13 protein-coding genes are annotated in these 14,735 nt (G+C 68.5%); 4 read left to right on the forward strand and 9 right to left on the reverse strand.

What is annotated here, in order from left to right:
- Positions 1 to 143: 143 nt before the first annotated feature.
- From GVL12_RS03070 to GVL12_RS03085, 4 genes are read right to left on the reverse strand one after another with little or no spacing between them, the layout of a single operon-like run.
- Complete coding sequence (locus tag GVL12_RS03070) at positions 144 to 560, reverse strand: PaaI family thioesterase (RefSeq protein WP_159911175.1); 417 nt, start codon at positions 558 to 560, stop codon at positions 144 to 146.
- Positions 557 to 1,714 carry an acyl-CoA dehydrogenase family protein gene (locus GVL12_RS03075; protein ID WP_159911176.1) on the reverse strand — a complete coding sequence of 386 codons (1,158 nt, stop codon included), beginning with the start codon at positions 1,712 to 1,714 and terminating at the stop codon, positions 557 to 559. Before GVL12_RS03075 ends, GVL12_RS03070 begins: the two co-directional genes overlap by 4 nt.
- Before the next feature lie 25 nt (positions 1,715 to 1,739).
- Positions 1,740 to 2,957 (reverse strand): thiolase, encoded by a 1,218-nt coding sequence (locus GVL12_RS03080; protein WP_159911177.1) that lies wholly within the window; start codon positions 2,955 to 2,957, stop codon positions 1,740 to 1,742.
- Complete coding sequence (locus GVL12_RS03085) at positions 2,954 to 3,340, reverse strand: Zn-ribbon domain-containing OB-fold protein (protein WP_159911178.1); 387 nt, start codon at positions 3,338 to 3,340, stop codon at positions 2,954 to 2,956. The genes GVL12_RS03080 and GVL12_RS03085 overlap by 4 nt, the downstream gene beginning before the upstream one ends.
- 271 nt (positions 3,341 to 3,611) lie before the next feature.
- Between GVL12_RS03085 and GVL12_RS03090 the strand changes: the two genes are divergently transcribed.
- Genes GVL12_RS03090 through GVL12_RS03105 form a run of 4 tightly spaced genes read left to right on the forward strand, consistent with a single transcriptional unit; the run spans position 3,612 to position 8,467 of the window.
- A complete protein-coding gene (locus GVL12_RS03090; protein ID WP_159911179.1) occupies positions 3,612 to 4,607 on the forward strand; it encodes a tripartite tricarboxylate transporter substrate binding protein in 996 nt (331 codons plus the stop codon).
- A 49-nt stretch (positions 4,608 to 4,656) separates the two neighbouring features.
- On the forward strand, positions 4,657 to 5,886 hold the full coding sequence (locus GVL12_RS03095) for an ABC transporter substrate-binding protein (RefSeq protein ID WP_200843457.1): 1,230 nt from the start codon (positions 4,657 to 4,659) through the stop codon (positions 5,884 to 5,886).
- Positions 5,883 to 7,013, forward strand: a complete 1,131-nt coding sequence (locus tag GVL12_RS03100) for a zinc-dependent alcohol dehydrogenase family protein (protein ID WP_159911181.1) — start codon at positions 5,883 to 5,885, stop codon at positions 7,011 to 7,013. Before GVL12_RS03095 ends, GVL12_RS03100 begins: the two co-directional genes overlap by 4 nt.
- A complete protein-coding gene (locus GVL12_RS03105) occupies positions 7,013 to 8,467 on the forward strand; it encodes an NAD-dependent succinate-semialdehyde dehydrogenase (RefSeq protein ID WP_159911182.1) in 1,455 nt (484 codons plus the stop codon). The genes GVL12_RS03100 and GVL12_RS03105 overlap by 1 nt, the downstream gene beginning before the upstream one ends.
- A 258-nt stretch (positions 8,468 to 8,725) precedes the next feature.
- Here GVL12_RS03105 and GVL12_RS03110 read toward each other — a convergent pair whose 3' ends face one another.
- From GVL12_RS03110 to GVL12_RS03130, 5 genes are all read right to left on the reverse strand, one after another.
- Complete coding sequence (locus tag GVL12_RS03110; RefSeq protein ID WP_159911183.1) at positions 8,726 to 10,237, reverse strand: class I adenylate-forming enzyme family protein; 1,512 nt, start codon at positions 10,235 to 10,237, stop codon at positions 8,726 to 8,728.
- 7 nt (positions 10,238 to 10,244) lie between these two features.
- Positions 10,245 to 11,234 (reverse strand): tripartite tricarboxylate transporter substrate binding protein, encoded by a 990-nt coding sequence (locus GVL12_RS03115; RefSeq protein ID WP_159911184.1) that lies wholly within the window; start codon positions 11,232 to 11,234, stop codon positions 10,245 to 10,247.
- A gap of 171 nt (positions 11,235 to 11,405) precedes the next feature.
- The gene (locus GVL12_RS03120) at positions 11,406 to 12,614 is read right to left on the reverse strand and encodes an acetyl-CoA C-acetyltransferase (protein ID WP_159911185.1); all 1,209 of its coding nucleotides are present in this window, start codon (positions 12,612 to 12,614) and stop codon (positions 11,406 to 11,408) included.
- Positions 12,615 to 12,646: 32 nt separating this feature from the next.
- Positions 12,647 to 13,930: an acetyl-CoA hydrolase/transferase family protein gene (locus tag GVL12_RS03125; protein ID WP_159911186.1), complete on the reverse strand. Its 1,284-nt coding sequence runs from the start codon at positions 13,928 to 13,930 to the stop codon at positions 12,647 to 12,649.
- Positions 13,927 to 14,724, reverse strand: a complete 798-nt coding sequence (locus GVL12_RS03130) for an enoyl-CoA hydratase/isomerase family protein (RefSeq protein ID WP_159911187.1) — start codon at positions 14,722 to 14,724, stop codon at positions 13,927 to 13,929. The genes GVL12_RS03125 and GVL12_RS03130 overlap by 4 nt, the downstream gene beginning before the upstream one ends.
- Positions 14,725 to 14,735: the final 11 nt, after the last annotated feature.

Raw genomic sequence — 14,735 nt, forward strand, 5'->3', positions numbered from 1 at the left:
GCCATCTGGCAAAGCCTTTTGTTTAGTTCACAGCCTGTGAAACCGGCGCGCCCCAGCAAAGGGGCACCGAGCAAGGGCCGCCCCGCAGCGAGGCTGCCGCCCCCCTCCACCGAAGGATGAGAGGGGGGAGACGCGTTAGCGGCTCAGGGGGTGCTCTCCAATTTCGTTGGCGCCAGCCAATACTTGAACGTGCCATGGGCCGTGGCCACCAGTTGTCCGTCTTCGTCGGTCAGTTGCGCCGCGCAGCTGCACAGGCTGCGGCTGGCGTGCACCACCCAGCCTTCGGCCAACAACGCGCCACGACCGGGGCGGTGAAAGCGGCTGCTCATCTCCACCGTCACCGCGGTCTGCGAAGGCGCCTCGGGCAGCTCGCTTGCCGCGCGCGACATCACCGAATCGAGCAGCGTCATCAGCACGCCGCCGTGCGCGGCAGGCAGTTGGTTGAGCAGCTCCTCGCGCAGGTGCGGCAGGCGAATGTGCACCTTGCCGGGCGGAGCGCTCACCTGGGCAGCGCCTATGAGGCGCATGAAGGAGCTGCGCTCCGACAAGGTGGTGCTCATGCGTTCCTGGCCTCGCGGATCATGTTGCGCGCAATGATGATCTGCTGGATCTGCGTCGTGCCCTCGTACAGGCGAAACAGCCGCACGTCGCGGTAAAAGCGCTCGATGCCGAACTCCGCCAGATAGCCCGAGCCGCCGAGGATCTGCACCGCGCGGTCGGCCACGCGGCCCACCATTTCGGTGGCGAACATCTTGCAGCACGAAGCTTCGGTCGAGACGTTCTGGCCCGCATCGCGGCGGCGTGCGGCGTCGAGCACCATGCATTCGGCGGCATACAGTTCGGCCTGGCTGTCGGCCAGCATGGCCTGCACCAGCTGGAACTCGCAGATGGGCTGGCCGAACTGCTTGCGGTCCAGTGCATAGCCCAGCGCGTCGCGCAAGATGCGCTGGGCCACGCCCACGCTGACGGCGGCAATGTGGATGCGGCCCTTGTCCAGCACCTTCATGGCCGTCTTGAAGCCCTGGCCTTCCTTCAGGCCGATGAGGTTGGCCGCGGGCACGCGCACATTGTCGAAGAACACGTCGCAGGTGTGGGCGCCCTTCTGGCCCATCTTGACATCGTTCTTGCCAAAGCTGATGCCGGGGCTCCCGGCGTCGACGATGAAGGCCGAGACGCCGCCCGCGCCCTTGTTGGCCGCGTCGGTGCGGGCCATCAGCGTGAACATGCCGGCATGCGGCGCGTTGGTGATGAAACGCTTGTTGCCGTTGACCACGTAGTGGTCGCCGTCCCGGGTGGCTGTGGTGCGCAGCGAAGCCGCATCGGAGCCCGCCTCGGGCTCGGTCAGCGCAAACGAGGCCATGATTTCACCCGTGGCCAGCTTGGGCAGCCAGGCCGCCTGCTGCTCGGGCGTGCCGTCCATCAAGATGCCCTGCGAGCCAATGCCCACCGTCGTGCCGATCACCGAGCGAAAGGCCGGCGAAGTCTGGCACAGCTCGAACAGCACGCGCACTTCCTCTTCCATCGTCAGCTCGAGCCCGCCGAAATGTTCGGGAATGGTCATGCCGAACAGGCCCAGGTCGCGCATCTCCTGCACGATGGTCTCGGGAATCTCGTCGGTCTCGGCCACTTCGTTTTCGGCCGGCACCAGGCGCTCGCGCACAAAGCGGCGCACGCTGTCGAGCAGGGCTTGCAGGGTTTCTTGGTCGCGGATCATGTTCTTTCATCTTTCTTGTGGGGGCTCAAAGCATTTCGGCTGTGCCGAGGATGGCGGTGGACTGGCTCGACAGCGTGCCGCCGTTGCCATGGACCACGGCCGTGCGATGGCGTCCCAGCTGGCGCTGGCCGGCCTGGCCGCGCAGTTGGCGCACGGCTTCGATCAGCGCGAAGATGCCGTACATGCCCGGGTGTACGCAGGACAGCCCGCCGCCATTGGTGTTGACGGCCAGCCGCCCACCGGGGGCGATGCCGCCGTCCTGCACAAAAGCGCCGGCCTCGCCCTTGGCGCAAAAGCCCAGGTCTTCCAGGAACAGCAAGGTGTTGATGGTGAAGGCGTCGTAGAGCTGGGCCATGTCCATATCGGCCGCGGTCAGGCCCGCCATCGCGAAGGCCTGGGCGCCGGACTGGGCGGCCGAAGTCGTCGTCAGGTCGGGCATGCACGAGATCTGGCGATTCCAGATGGCCGTGGCATTGCCCAGTACATAGACCGGGGGCTGGGGCAGGTCCCTGGCGCGATCGGCGCGCACCAGCACGATGGCGCCGCCACCGTCCGTCACCAGGCAGCAGTCGCGCACGCCCAGCGGGCTGGCAATGGGACGTGCGCGCAGCACGTCCTCGATGCTCAACGGGTCGCGCATGAAGGCTTCGGGATTGCGCTGGGCCCAGGCACGCGCGGCCACGGCCACTTCGGCCAGCTGCTCGCGCGTGGTGCCGAATTCATGCATGTGGCGCGCGGCAGCCAGCGCATAGGCCGTGACGGGCAGTACGGGCTCGAAGGGGAACTCGTAGGGCTGGGGGTCGAGGAAGCGGCGCGCGGCCTGGCCTTCCTTGCGCCCGAACGTGGCCGAGCGCTGCGCGCTGCCGTAGCACACGAGCACGGCCTTGCACTGGCCGGCCTCGAGGGCGCGCATCGCGGGCAGCAAATGGGCAATGAAGCTGCTGCCGCCGATCATGGTGCCGTCCACATAGGTCGGGTTGATGCCCAGGTGCTCGATCACCGGCATGGTCCACATGCTGGCGTTGACGCTGCAGGTGGCCAGGCCGTCAATGTCCTGCATGGTCAGGCCGGCGTCGGCCACGGCGGCGTGCGCGGCGCGCACCAGCAGCGTCATGTCGTCCATGCCGGGCGCTTCGCCGCAGCCATAGGTGGCGGCGCCGGCGATGGCCACGCGTGCGCGCAGCGGGCGGTTCACGGCAGCCGCATCGAGTGCCGAGCGGGGAATGTTCGATCGGGCGTTCATGCTGGCGCTCCCTTTTCCTGCGCAGGCTGGAACAGCACCAGGCCACGTCCGTCCTTGTGGACCACCTGGGCCTGCACACGCAGGCCGATGCGCACCGCTTCAGGGGCCAGGCCTTCGACGCGGCTCATCATGCGCACGCCCTCGTCCAGGTCGATCAGCGCCACGTTGTAGTTGCCGCCTGCGTCCTGCTTGCGCGAGATGGTGCTCGTGGAATAGACGGTACCCAGGCCGCTGGCACCTACCCAGCGCAGGGGGCTGGCGCCGCAATGCGGGCACAGCTCGCGCGGCGTGAAGACATGCTGCTGGCACTGCGGACAGTGCTGCAGGCAAAAGCGGCCGGCATCCAGCTCGGCCTGGTAGTGGGTCTGTACGCTCATATGCATGGACAGGGCTTTCGTGATCTGGTTCTTGGCAGGGCGCCCGGCAAACCATGCCGGACGCAGCGGCGTGCCGCCAGCATGCCTGCATCCAGCGCCCGCTTCAATTCGCCAATCTGAAAGGGAGGCTTCACGAGGGCGCTTGAGCGCGATCAACAAGGGTTATTCCCGCTTGAGAGCGCTGAAAGCGCGCCTTTCGCATTCACAAAGCACGCCAGCAGGCGACGTGACCAGAATGGGCTCGGCGGCAAATGACCGTCGCTTTCGGAGAATCCTGATGCCCCCATCTTCCTTTTCGCCCCGACGCCGCCAGGTACTGGCCGCCGGCAGTGCCCTGGCCGCCGGCAGCCTGCTCCCCTTTGCCCATGCCGCCGATGCCTGGCCTGCGCGGCCGGTGCGTTTCATCGTGCCTTTTCCGCCCGGCGGCCCGGTCGACACCACGGCGCGCGCCTTCACGCAAAAACTGGGCGACATCTGGCACCAGCCCACGGTGATCGACAACCGCGCCGGAGCCGGTGGCATGGTCGGTGCGGCGGCGGCCGCCAAGGAGCCGGCCGACGGCTATGCGCTGTTCGTGGGCTCCATCCACCACGCGGTGAACCCGGCGCTGCACGCCAGGCTGAGCTATGACATCGAGCGCGATTTCGTGCCGGTGAGCTTTGCCGCGATGTTTCCGGTATTCCTCGTCGCCCACCCTTCGGTGGCGGCCGGCAATGTGCGCGAACTGATCGCCCTGGCCGGGCAGCCCGGCAGCACGCTGAGCTTTGGCTCCTCGGGCAACGGCGGCGGCACCCACCTGGCCGGAGAGCTGTTCAACATGCATGCCGGCACCCTCCTGCAGCACATTCCCTACAAGGGCAGCGCGCCCGCCATGAACGACCTGCTGGGCGGGCAGGTGCAGCTGATGTTCGCCGACGCGCCCAGCGCGCTGCAGCACATCAAGTCGGGCCGCATCAAGGTGCTGGGCGTGGCCAGCCGCCAGCGCTCGGCCATGCTGCCCGAAGTGCCCACCATCGCGGAGTCGGGCCTGCCCGAATACGAGGCCTATTCCTGGGCCGCCCTGTTCGCGCCGGCCCGCACGCCAGCGGCCGTGCTGGAGAAGATCAACACCGACTTCAACACGGCGCTGCGCGACCCCGGCGTGCGCCAGCGCCTGCTGGCGGCCGGCGCCGAAGCCGATCCCGGCACGCGCCAGCAGATGCACGAGCGCCTGCAAAGCGAGCTGCGCAAGTGGGCCCAGGTGGTCAAGACGGCCGGCATCCGGCCCGATTGACAGCCGCCGCCCCACCACCCCATCCGACAACAACGACAAGGAGATGAACATGCGACGTTTTCTAGAACGGCACCGCGCCATTCTTCCCTGCGCCCTGGGCGCAGGCCTGCTGTGCAGTGCCGCGGCACAGGCCCAGCAGATTTCGGATGAGGTGGTGCGCATAGGCGTGCTCAGCGACATGTCGGGCCTGTATGCCGACACGGCCGGGCGCGGCTCGCTGGAGGCCGTGAAGATGGCGGTGGAGGACTTCGGCGGCCAGGTGCTGGGCAAGAAGATCGAAGTGGTCTGGGCCGACCACCAGAACAAGGCCGATGTGGGGGCCACCCACGCACGCACCTGGTTCGACCGCGACGGCGTGGACCTGATCGTCGACATTAACAACACGGCCGTGGCGGTGGCCGTGAACAATCTGGCGCGTGAGCGCGGAAAGATGGTGATCAACACCGGCGGCGCCTCGGACATTCTCACCAACGAGCACTGCGCGCCCACGGCCATCCACTACACCTACGACACCTATGCGCTGGCCAATGGCGCGGTGCACGGCATCCTGGCCCAGGGCAAGAAGGACTGGTTCATCCTGGGCGTGGACTACGCCTTCGGCAAGGCCATGGCGGCGAATGTGACCGAGTTCCTCAAGGAGGGCGGCGGCAAGGTGGTGGGCACGACCTCCCACCCGCTCAACGCCAGCGATTTTTCCTCCTTCCTGCTGCAGGCCCAGGCCTCCAAGGCTTCGGTGATCAACCTGGCGAATGCGACCAGCGACACGGTCAACACCATCAAGGCGGCGCGCGAGTTCAACATCACGCCCAAGCAGACGCTGGTGCCCAACTTGCTGTTCATCAACGACGTTCATGCGCTGGGACTGCGCCATGGCCAGGGCATGGTGTTCACTTCGGGCTTTTACTGGGACCGTACCGATGCCACGCGCGTCTGGTCGCGGCGCTTTTTCGAGAAGATGAAAAAGATGCCGTCGATGATCCACGCCGGCGGCTATTCGGCGGTCACCAACTACCTCAAGGCCGTGCAGGCCGCCAAGAGCGACGACGGCGCCACCGTGGCGCGCCAGCTCAAGCAGATGCCCATCGAGGACTTCTTCGCGCAAAACGGCAAGGTGCGCGAGGACGGCCGCATGGTGCACGACATGTATCTGGTGCAGATCAAGACGCCCGAGGAGTCCAGGTACCCCTGGGACTACTACAAGGTGCTCAGCACCATTCCCGGGGATCAGGCTTTCCGCCCCCTGTCCAAGAGCACTTGCAAACTGGTGAAGGCATCATGAAGACAAGAGCCGCCGTACTCACGCGAACCGGCGCCGACGCGCCCTATGCCGACAGCCGCCCGCTGGAAATCCGGGAGGTGGACCTCGCGCCGCCCGGCGCTGGCGAAGTGCTGGTGAAAGTGGTCGCCGCGGGCATCTGCCACTCCGACCTGTCCATCATCAACGGCGACCGCCCGCGCGACACGCCCATCGTGCTCGGCCATGAGGCCGCAGGCATCATCCAGGGCCTGGGCGAAGGCGTGACCGATCTCGCCATCGGCGACCACGTGGTGCTGCTGTTCGTGCCCGGCTGCGGCAGTTGCCTGCCCTGCGCCGAAGGCCGGCCCGTGCTGTGCGAGCCCGCGGCCCAGGCCGGCGTGGCCGGCACCCTGCTGTCGGGCGCCAGGCGCCTGTCCCAGGACGGGCAGTCCATCGCGCATTTCATGGGCGTATCGGCCTTTGCCGAACATGCCGTGCTTTCGCGCCGGGGCGTGCACAAGATCGACAAGTCCGTGCCGCTGGAGCTGGCGGCGCTGTTTGGCTGCGCCGTGATGACGGGCGTGGGCGCCGTGGCCAATACCGCCAGGGTCGGCCCAGGCCAGACCGTGGCCGTGGTGGGACTGGGCGGCGTGGGCCTGTCCTCGGTGATGGGCGCCGCCGCCGCAGGCGCGGCCCGCGTGGTGGCCGTGGACCTCAATGCGGACAAGCTGGCCATGGCGCGCGAGTGCGGCGCCACCGACACCGTCAACGCCAGCGATGCCGATGCAGTACAGCAGGTACGCGATCTTACGGGCGGCGGCGTGGACCACGCCTTCGAGATGGTGGGCTCGGCCAAGGCACTGGAAATGGCCTACCGGATCACACGCCGTGGCGGGCAGACCGTCACGGCCGGCCTGCCGGCCCATGCCCAGGCCATCAGCCTGCCGGTATGGCATCTGGTGGCCGAGGAACGCACGCTCAAGGGCAGCTACATGGGCAGCTGCATTCCGCGCCGCGACATAGGGCGCTACCTGGCGCTGCACGCCGCCGGCAAGCTGCCGGTGGACAAGCTGGTGACCGGCTACCTGACGCTGGACCAGATCAACGAAGGCTTTGACCGCCTCGCGCGCGGCGAAGCCATACGCCAGATCATTCGCATGGAGGCCTGATGCAATACGAATCCGCCACGCCCCTGAGCTACGCCCAGCCGCAGCTGTACATCGCCGGCCGCTGGCTGGAGGCCGGGGACCGCCGCACCGAAGACGTGCTGAACCCCGCCACAGGCCAGGTGCTGGCCCGGCTGCCCCATGCCACGCGCGCCGATCTGGATGCCGCGCTGCAGGCGGCCCGGCAGGCCTTTGCCGGCTGGCGCGCGGTCGCGCCGCTGGAGCGTTCGCGCATACTGCGCGCCGCCGCCACGCTGGTGCGCGAGCGCGCCGACACCATCGCCCTGACCATGACGCTGGAGCAGGGCAAGCCACTGCGCGAAGCGCGGCTGGAAGTGCTGGCCAGCGCCGACACTTTCGACTGGTACGCCGAGGAAGGCCGGCGCAACTATGGCCGCGTGGTGCCAGGGCGCACGCTCACGCAGCGCATCACCGTCCTGCACGAACCCGTGGGCGTGTGCGCGGCCTTCACCCCCTGGAACTTCCCGGCCGTCACGCCGGCGCGCAAGATCGCCGGCGCCCTGGCCGCGGGCTGCACGCTGATCCTCAAGCTGGCCGAGGAAACACCGGCCACGGGCCTGGCACTGGTGCGCGCCCTGCACGATGCGGGCCTGCCGCCGGGCGTGCTCAATGCCGTGTTCGGCGTGCCCGGCGAAGTCTCCTCCTATCTGCTGGACAGCCCGGTGGTGGCCAAGTTCTCGTTCACGGGCTCCACGGCCATAGGCAAGCTGCTGGCACAGCAAGCCGCCAAGGGGCTCAAGCGCGCCACCATGGAGCTGGGCGGCCATGCGCCGGCCATCGTCTGTGCCGACGCCGATGTGCACCAGGCGGCCGACATGCTGGTCGCCGGCAAGTTTCGCAATGCCGGCCAGATCTGCATCGCGCCCACGCGCTTTTATGTGCATGCGCAGGTCTACGACGCCTTTGTTCAGGCTTTTGTGGAGCGCTCGCGCAAGCTGGTGCCGGGCAACGGGCTCGCCGAGACCAGCCACCTGGGGCCCCTGGCCAACCCGCGCCGGCAGCAGGCCATGCGCAGCCTGATCGACGATGCCGTGCAGCACGGCGCGCGCGTGGAGTGCGGCGGCCAGGCGATAGCGGGGCCGGGATTCTTCTGGCAGCCCACGGTGCTGACCAGCGTGCCCGAGCATGCGCGCCTGATGAACGAGGAGCCGTTCGGCCCCCTGGCGCTGATCAACCGCGTGGACAGCGTGGAGGAAGCCATAGAGCGCTCCAACCGCCTGCCCTACGGCCTGGCCAGCTATGCCTTCACCCAGCACAGCCCCACGCGCATGCAGCTGGCGCGCGGCCTGCAGACCGGGATGCTGGGCATCAACAGCCTCAATGTCTCCATGTCCGAAGCACCTTTTGGCGGTGTCAAGGAAAGCGGCTGGGGCTCGGAGTGCGGCATCGAAGGCCTGCAGGCCTATTGCGATATCAAGCTTGTGAGTGAAGACTGAAGCACCCCCTGAGCCGCTGACGCGTCTTCCCCCTCTCAACCTTCGGTGGAGGGGGACAACACCGTCGCTGCGGGGCGGCCCTTGCTCGGTGTCCCCTTGCTGGGACGCGCCAGTTGCGTGGGCTGCGAACGATGCGAGCGCTGAAAAATACCACCTGCCGCTGACGCCGGATGGGCGGCCCGGCGCCGGCGCAGCTGCGGGGCGGCGTCCTGAGCTCCGTCGAAGGGCTCGCTGCCCCTTTGCTGGGGCCTTCCCGGTTCAGCCGGCCTGCAGCGCCTGCTCCTGCAGCAGGCGCTTGAGCACCTTGCCATTGGGGCTGGTGGGCAGCTCGGCCACCACCACGATGTGCGAGGGCAGCTTGTAGGGCGCGAGGCGGCTGCGCAGATGGGCGCGGGCCGCGGGCTGGTCCAGCGTGGCGCCGGGGCACAGCTCGACAAAGGCAATCACTTCCTCGTTGCCGTCCTTCTCGGGGCGCCCGACCACGGCGCTGCGCTGTATGCCGGGCAGCTCGCCCAGCGCCAGCTCGACTTCGGCCGGATAGACGTTGAAGCCCGAGCGGATGATCATTTCCTTGAGCCGCCCGACCACGAACAGCGCGCCGTCGGCATGCAGCTCGCCCAGATCGCCGCTCGCATACCAGCCCCCCTCGCGCATCACGGCAGCCGTGGCCTCGCTGTCGCGGAAATAGCCGGGCATCAGGCCGCGCCCGCGAATCCACAGCTCGCCGCGCTCGCCCGCCGCCAGGGGCACGCCGGTGGCCGGGTCGGTGACCCGCACCTCGGCGCCGTCCACCACATAGCCCGCGCTGGTGTCGCCGCGCTGCTCGCCCTGGCGCGTCAGGTGCACCGAGCCCGCGTATTCCGACAGGCCATAGCCGTGGTGCAGCGCCTGGCCGAAAGCGTCTTCGACGCGCTTCTTGAGCGTCCCATCCAGCGGCCCGGCACCGGTGTAGACATAGCGCAGCGCGGGGGCCTCGGGGCGGGCAATGCCCTGCTCCTGCAGATAGGCGAGCAGGCGCGCGTACAGCGCGGGCGGGCCCTGCAGCTGCGAGACGCCATGGCGGGCCAGCGCCTCGAGCAACTGCGCCGGGTCGAACTGCGGGCGCATCACCATCTGGGCGCCCGCATGCAGCGAGGCCAGCAGCACCGTGCCCAGGCCGAAGATATGCGTCATCGGCACGAAGGCATAGCTGCGGTCCTCGGGGCCGAGCGCGCGCGATTGAGCGGAGACACGCGCGAAATGGGCCAGCGCGTCATGGCCCACCATCACGCCCTTGGGCGTTCCGGTGGTGCCCGAAGTGAAGATCAGCGCCGCCACTTCGCCTTGCAGCGCGCCGGTCTCGGCCTGCGCCTCCTGGCGCACGGGGCTGTGCTGCATGCCCGGCAAGGCCGAGTCCCGGGCGAAAAACCGCCGGGCGTGGGCGGCGGCGCTGTCCGAGCCCGCGGCGGTGAAATACACCACGCGCGCATCGGCCTTGGCGGCGAAGGCATCGATCTCACCAGGCGCCATGCGTGCGTTCACCCCGCAGGACCAGGCGCCGACGCGGCTGCAGGCCAGGATCAGCGCCGCATGCTCGGGGCAGTTCTCGGCCACGACCAGCACGCGGTCGCCGGCGCGTACCTGCAGGCGGCGCAACTCGGCTTCGGCCGTGTCGGTGAGCACGCCGAGATCAGCAAAACTCAGGCTGCGGCCGTCAGGCAGATGGATGAAGGCGCGCTGGGGCGCTTCACCAAGCCAGCGGTCGAGCAGATGGTGGATGCGTGCACTCATGCGGTCCTCAGTCCACCACGATGCCCTGGGTCACCGAAGCCCACATGGCGCGTTCCGTGGCGCCGCGCTCGGCCAGCTTCTGGGGCGCGCCCGTCCATTCCTCGTAGCCCAGTTCCTTGAAGCGCTTGCGCAGCTCCGGCTGGGCCAATGCCGCGTTGATGGACTTGTTCAGGCGCGCCACCAGTTCGGGCGCCATGCCCTGGGGGCCGTAAATGCCGTACCAGCCGCCCACGTCAAAGCCCTTGAGGCCGTCAATGCCCGATTCGGCAAAGGTGGGCACATCGGGCAGGGAGGCATTGCGCTGCGGCGAGCTGACGGCGATGGCGCGCACCTTGCCGCTGTGGATGTAGGGGCTGGCGGTGCTGATGATGTCCAGCATCATGTTCAGCTGGCCGCCGATCACATCGGTCATCGCCGGCGCATTGCCCTTGTAAGGGATGTGGCTCATCTCGATGCCGCTGCGCTTGGCGAACAGCAGCGCGCCCAGGTGGTTGGAGCCGCCCACGCCCGCCGAGCCGTAGTTGAGCCTTTGCGGGTTGGCCTTGGCGTTGGCCACCAGTTCCTGCGTGTTCTTGTAGGGCTCCTTTGGGTTGACCACCAGCACGTTGTAGTAGCTCAGGATGGGCGCCACGGGCGTGAGGTCCCTGGCCGGGTCGAAGGCCATCTTGCCCATCACGTTGGGGCTGATGGTGATGGTCGGGCTGGCGGCGAACCACAGCGTCAGCCCATCGGCCTTGGCGCGCACGACTTCGCCGCCGGCCAGGGTGGCATTGGCGCCGGGCTTGTTCTCCACGATGACCGAAGTGCCCAGCTCCTTGGTGAGCGCCACGCTGAACAGGCGCGCGCCCTGGTCAACGGGGCCTCCGGCGGAATAGCCCACGATCAGGCGCACGGGTTGCGCGTCCTGCGCGGCGGCGGGCATCGCCGCAAGCATCGCAACAGTCATCGGGGCCAGGATCAGGGTGGCTGCGGCCAGTCGGCGTCGGGAAGCGATCATGTGTTGTCTCCTGCAATCAATGTTGTGGGGCGCGGTACCGGACAGGACGGGCCTGGCCGCGTGCCGCTGGGCAAGGCACCGATAATGCGGCGCGCGAACCGCCGTGGGAATCTGCTTTTGGCAAAGCCCGTGTTCACCTGCCTTTAGCGAGGGTTTGCCCGCAGATGAGGGTCAGAAGCGTTCAAACACCGCCGCAATGCCCTGGCCGCCGCCTATGCACATGGTCTCCAGGCCATAGCGGCCCTTGCGGCGCTCGAGCTCATGCAGCAGCGTGGCCAGAATGCGCACGCCGGTGGCGCCTATGGGGTGGCCCAGCGAGATGCCCGAGCCGTTGACGTTGAGCTTGTGCTCGATCGCATCCCTGTCGTTCCACTCCCAGCCCTTGAGCACGGACAGCACCTGGCAGGCAAAGGCCTCGTTGAGCTCCACCAGATCCATCTGGTCGAGCTGGAGGTTCAGGCGCGACAGCAGCTTCCTGACGGCCGGCACCGGGCCTATGCCCATGTGCGAAGGCTCGCAGCCCGCGGCGGCCCAGCCCACCAGCGTGGCCATGGGCGTGAGGCCCAGTTCCTCCAGCTTGTCCTCGGCCACGATCAGGCAGGCAGCGCTGGCGTCGTTTTGCTGGCTGGCGTTGCCGGCGGTGACCGTGCCGCCCGCGATCAGCGTGCGCAGCTTGCCCAGGCTCTCGGTCGAGATATCGGTGCGAAAGCCTTCATCGCGCGCAAACCGCAGCGGCTCGCCCTTGCGCTGGGGCACGGTCACCGCAATGGTCTCGTCATCGAAGCGCCCCGCCTCCCAGGCAGCGGCGGCGCGCTGGTGGCTGCGCAGCGCGAAGGCATCGGCCTGATCGCGCGTGATGCCATAGTCGCGCGCCAGGTTCTCGGCGGTTTCTATCATTCCCGAGATCTTGCCAAAGCGCTCCACGGGCTGGGAGCGCTCACGGCCCCGGTCGAGGCGGTCATAAAAGCGTACATTGCCCGAGCGCGCGCCCCAGCGCATGTCGGTGGAGTAGTACTCGATGTTGCTCATGCTCTCGACGCCACCGGCAATCACCACGTCGGCGGCGCCGCTTTGCACCATCATGGCGGCCGTGACCACGGCCTGCAGGCCGCCGCCGCAGCGCCGGTCCAGCTGCATTCCCGGCACTTCGACGGGCAGCCCGGCCTGCAGCGCCGCCCAGCGGCCCACGCAAGGCGTCTCGCTGCTGGCATAGGACTGGGCAAACACCACGTCGTCTATGCGTGCGGGGTCGATACCACTTTTCTCGACCACGGCACGCACGGTGATGGCGGCCAGTTCCTCGACCGCTACGGGCCGCAGGCTGCCGCCGAAAGTGCCGACAGGCGTGCGAAGGGGGGTGACGATGGCGGCTCTGCGCATGGTTTTCTCCTGCAATGGAAGGTTCGAAAGAATCAGTGGAAACTTGCACCGCACTGGCGCAGCAGGGCATGGCCCTGGCGCTCCAGGTCGGCGCGGTGCTCGGGGGCGGCGATGGCTATCAGGCGGCGCACGCGGCGCGACAGCGGCTGGCCGCGCAGGTCGGCCACGCCGTATTCGGTGACGATCAGGCCGGCATCGCTGCGCGGCGTGCTCACCGGGCCGGACAGCTGGGCGACGATGCGCGTGGCGCCCTTGGCCGTGGCGGGCAGGGCGACGATGGGCAGGCCGCCGCGGCTGCGCGCCGCGCCGCGCAGGAAGTCCACCGCGCCGCCGACGGCGCCGACGTAGGTGGCGCCGACCACTTCGGCATTGACCTGCCCCGTGAGGTCCACCTCGACGGCCGAGTTGATCGCGGCCAGCTTGTGGCTGTCGGCCAGCACCTGCGCGTCATGGGTGTAGCCGGTCTCGCGCAGCGCAAAGCCGGCGTTGCGGTGGGCCCAGTTCCTGAGGCGCTCGCTGCCCATCAGGATGCCGCCAATGCCCACGCCGGCATCCAGGCTCTTGCGCGCATTGGTCAGCACGCCCGCCTCGGCCAGGGCGGCAATGCCGTCCCCTACGGCGCCGCTGTGCAGTCCCAGGTCGCGGTGGCCATGCAGGGCCGACAGCACGGCTTCGGGCAGATTGCCTATGCCCACCTGCAGCGTGGCGCCGTCCTCGAGCAGGGCGGCAATATGGCCGGCAATGGCCTGCTCCACTGGGCCGGGCGCGCTGCGCTCCAGGCTCAAGGGCGGATGCTCGGCATCAACCAGCAAGGCGAAATCGTCGGCTGTCAGGTAAACGCTGCCATGGGTCCAGGGAATTGCGGGGTTCACTTCGGCGATCACCACGCGGGCCTTGCGCAGCGCGGCCGGCAGGTATTCGTGCACCAGACCCAGGCTGTAGCGGCCCTGGTCGTCGGGCGGCGAGACCTGCAGCAGCACCACGTCGGCAGGCAGCACGCCGCCCTCTATCAGGCCGGGCAAATGGGAGTAATGGCTGGGCACGATGTCCAGCACGCCCGCCTGGGCCAGCTTGCGGTGCGGGCCGGCGGCGCAGTAGCCCAGAAAGTCGATCACGTCGGCCTGCTCGGGCCGCAGCGTGTCCGACACGCCGATACCGACGAACACCCGCAGCCGCCCGCCCCGGGCCAGCGCGTGGCGGTGCTCGACCAGCGCGCGCGTGAGGGTCAGCGGCTCGGCCGTGGCCTGCCCCCACCAGAGGGTATCGCCGGCGCGCAGCAGGGCCTGCAGCCCCTGCACCAGAGCGTCCGTGCTCACGCCTTGCGATCCCAGTCGAAGCGCAGCGGCTGCTTGTCGCCAAAGCGCCGCACCGCATCCAGGTGGTAGTCCGAGCTGCGGCACATGGTCTGGGCATAGGCTTCGAGCTCGGCCATGGCGCGGGCATCCAGCTCGAACGCCTGGTTCATGATGGTCTTGGCCATGCCGATGGCGGCCGTCGAGGCCTCGCCAAAGCGACGCGCCAGTGCCAGCGCCGCGTCCTGCAAGGCGGCGCCGTCTTCCACGACCTCGTAGACGATGCCCAGCTGCCTGGCTTCCTCGGCCGCCACCGTGCGCGCGGTGAACACCAGTTCCTTGGCCTTTTGCTGGCCCACGATGCGCGGCAGCAATTGCATGGCGCCCAGATCGGGGATTAGGCCGATGCGGCCGAACACGGCGCAAAACTGCGCGCGGCGCGTGGCCAGCACGAAATCGGCCGCCAGCGCCAGGCTCATGCCCGCGCCAAAGGCCGGGCCGTCCACGGCGGCGATCACGGGTTTTTCCATGTTCACCAGCTCGGGAAACCACTGGTGCAGGCTGCGGATGCGCTCGCGCCAGGGCAGGCCCGCCTGGCGGGTGTCCAGCATCTGGCCGATGTCGCCGCCCGAGCAAAAGGCGCCGCCTGCACCGGTAAGGATGACGGTGTGCACCTGCGCGTCGTCGCGCATCTGCGCGATGGCCGCGGCCAGGGCCGGGCGCATGGCCTGGTTCAGCGCATTGCGTGCCTCGGGGCGGTTCAAGGTGATGGTGCCGATACCATCCTTCACGGTGGTCAATACGGGGGATGCGCTCATGGCGGACTCCA

The organism is Pantoea sp. 18069 (assembly GCF_902706035.1).
GTDB lineage: Bacteria > Pseudomonadota > Gammaproteobacteria > Burkholderiales > Burkholderiaceae_C > Comamonas.

Coding starts and splice junctions, on each gene's coding strand:
- GVL12_RS03070 (WP_159911175.1), bottom strand. CDS start 560: ATGAGCACCACCTTGTCGGAGCGCAGCTCCTTCATGCGCCTCATAGGC.
- GVL12_RS03115 (WP_159911184.1), bottom strand. CDS start 11,234: ATGATCGCTTCCCGACGCCGACTGGCCGCAGCCACCCTGATCCTGGCC.
- GVL12_RS03095 (WP_200843457.1), top strand. CDS start 4,657: ATGCGACGTTTTCTAGAACGGCACCGCGCCATTCTTCCCTGCGCCCTG.
- GVL12_RS03110 (WP_159911183.1), bottom strand. CDS start 10,237: ATGAGTGCACGCATCCACCATCTGCTCGACCGCTGGCTTGGTGAAGCG.
- GVL12_RS03100 (WP_159911181.1), top strand. CDS start 5,883: ATGAAGACAAGAGCCGCCGTACTCACGCGAACCGGCGCCGACGCGCCC.
- GVL12_RS03085 (WP_159911178.1), bottom strand. CDS start 3,340: ATGCATATGAGCGTACAGACCCACTACCAGGCCGAGCTGGATGCCGGC.
- GVL12_RS03120 (WP_159911185.1), bottom strand. CDS start 12,614: ATGCGCAGAGCCGCCATCGTCACCCCCCTTCGCACGCCTGTCGGCACT.
- GVL12_RS03130 (WP_159911187.1), bottom strand. CDS start 14,724: ATGAGCGCATCCCCCGTATTGACCACCGTGAAGGATGGTATCGGCACC.
- GVL12_RS03090 (WP_159911179.1), top strand. CDS start 3,612: ATGCCCCCATCTTCCTTTTCGCCCCGACGCCGCCAGGTACTGGCCGCC.
- GVL12_RS03080 (WP_159911177.1), bottom strand. CDS start 2,957: ATGAACGCCCGATCGAACATTCCCCGCTCGGCACTCGATGCGGCTGCC.
- GVL12_RS03075 (WP_159911176.1), bottom strand. CDS start 1,714: ATGATCCGCGACCAAGAAACCCTGCAAGCCCTGCTCGACAGCGTGCGC.
- GVL12_RS03105 (WP_159911182.1), top strand. CDS start 7,013: ATGCAATACGAATCCGCCACGCCCCTGAGCTACGCCCAGCCGCAGCTG.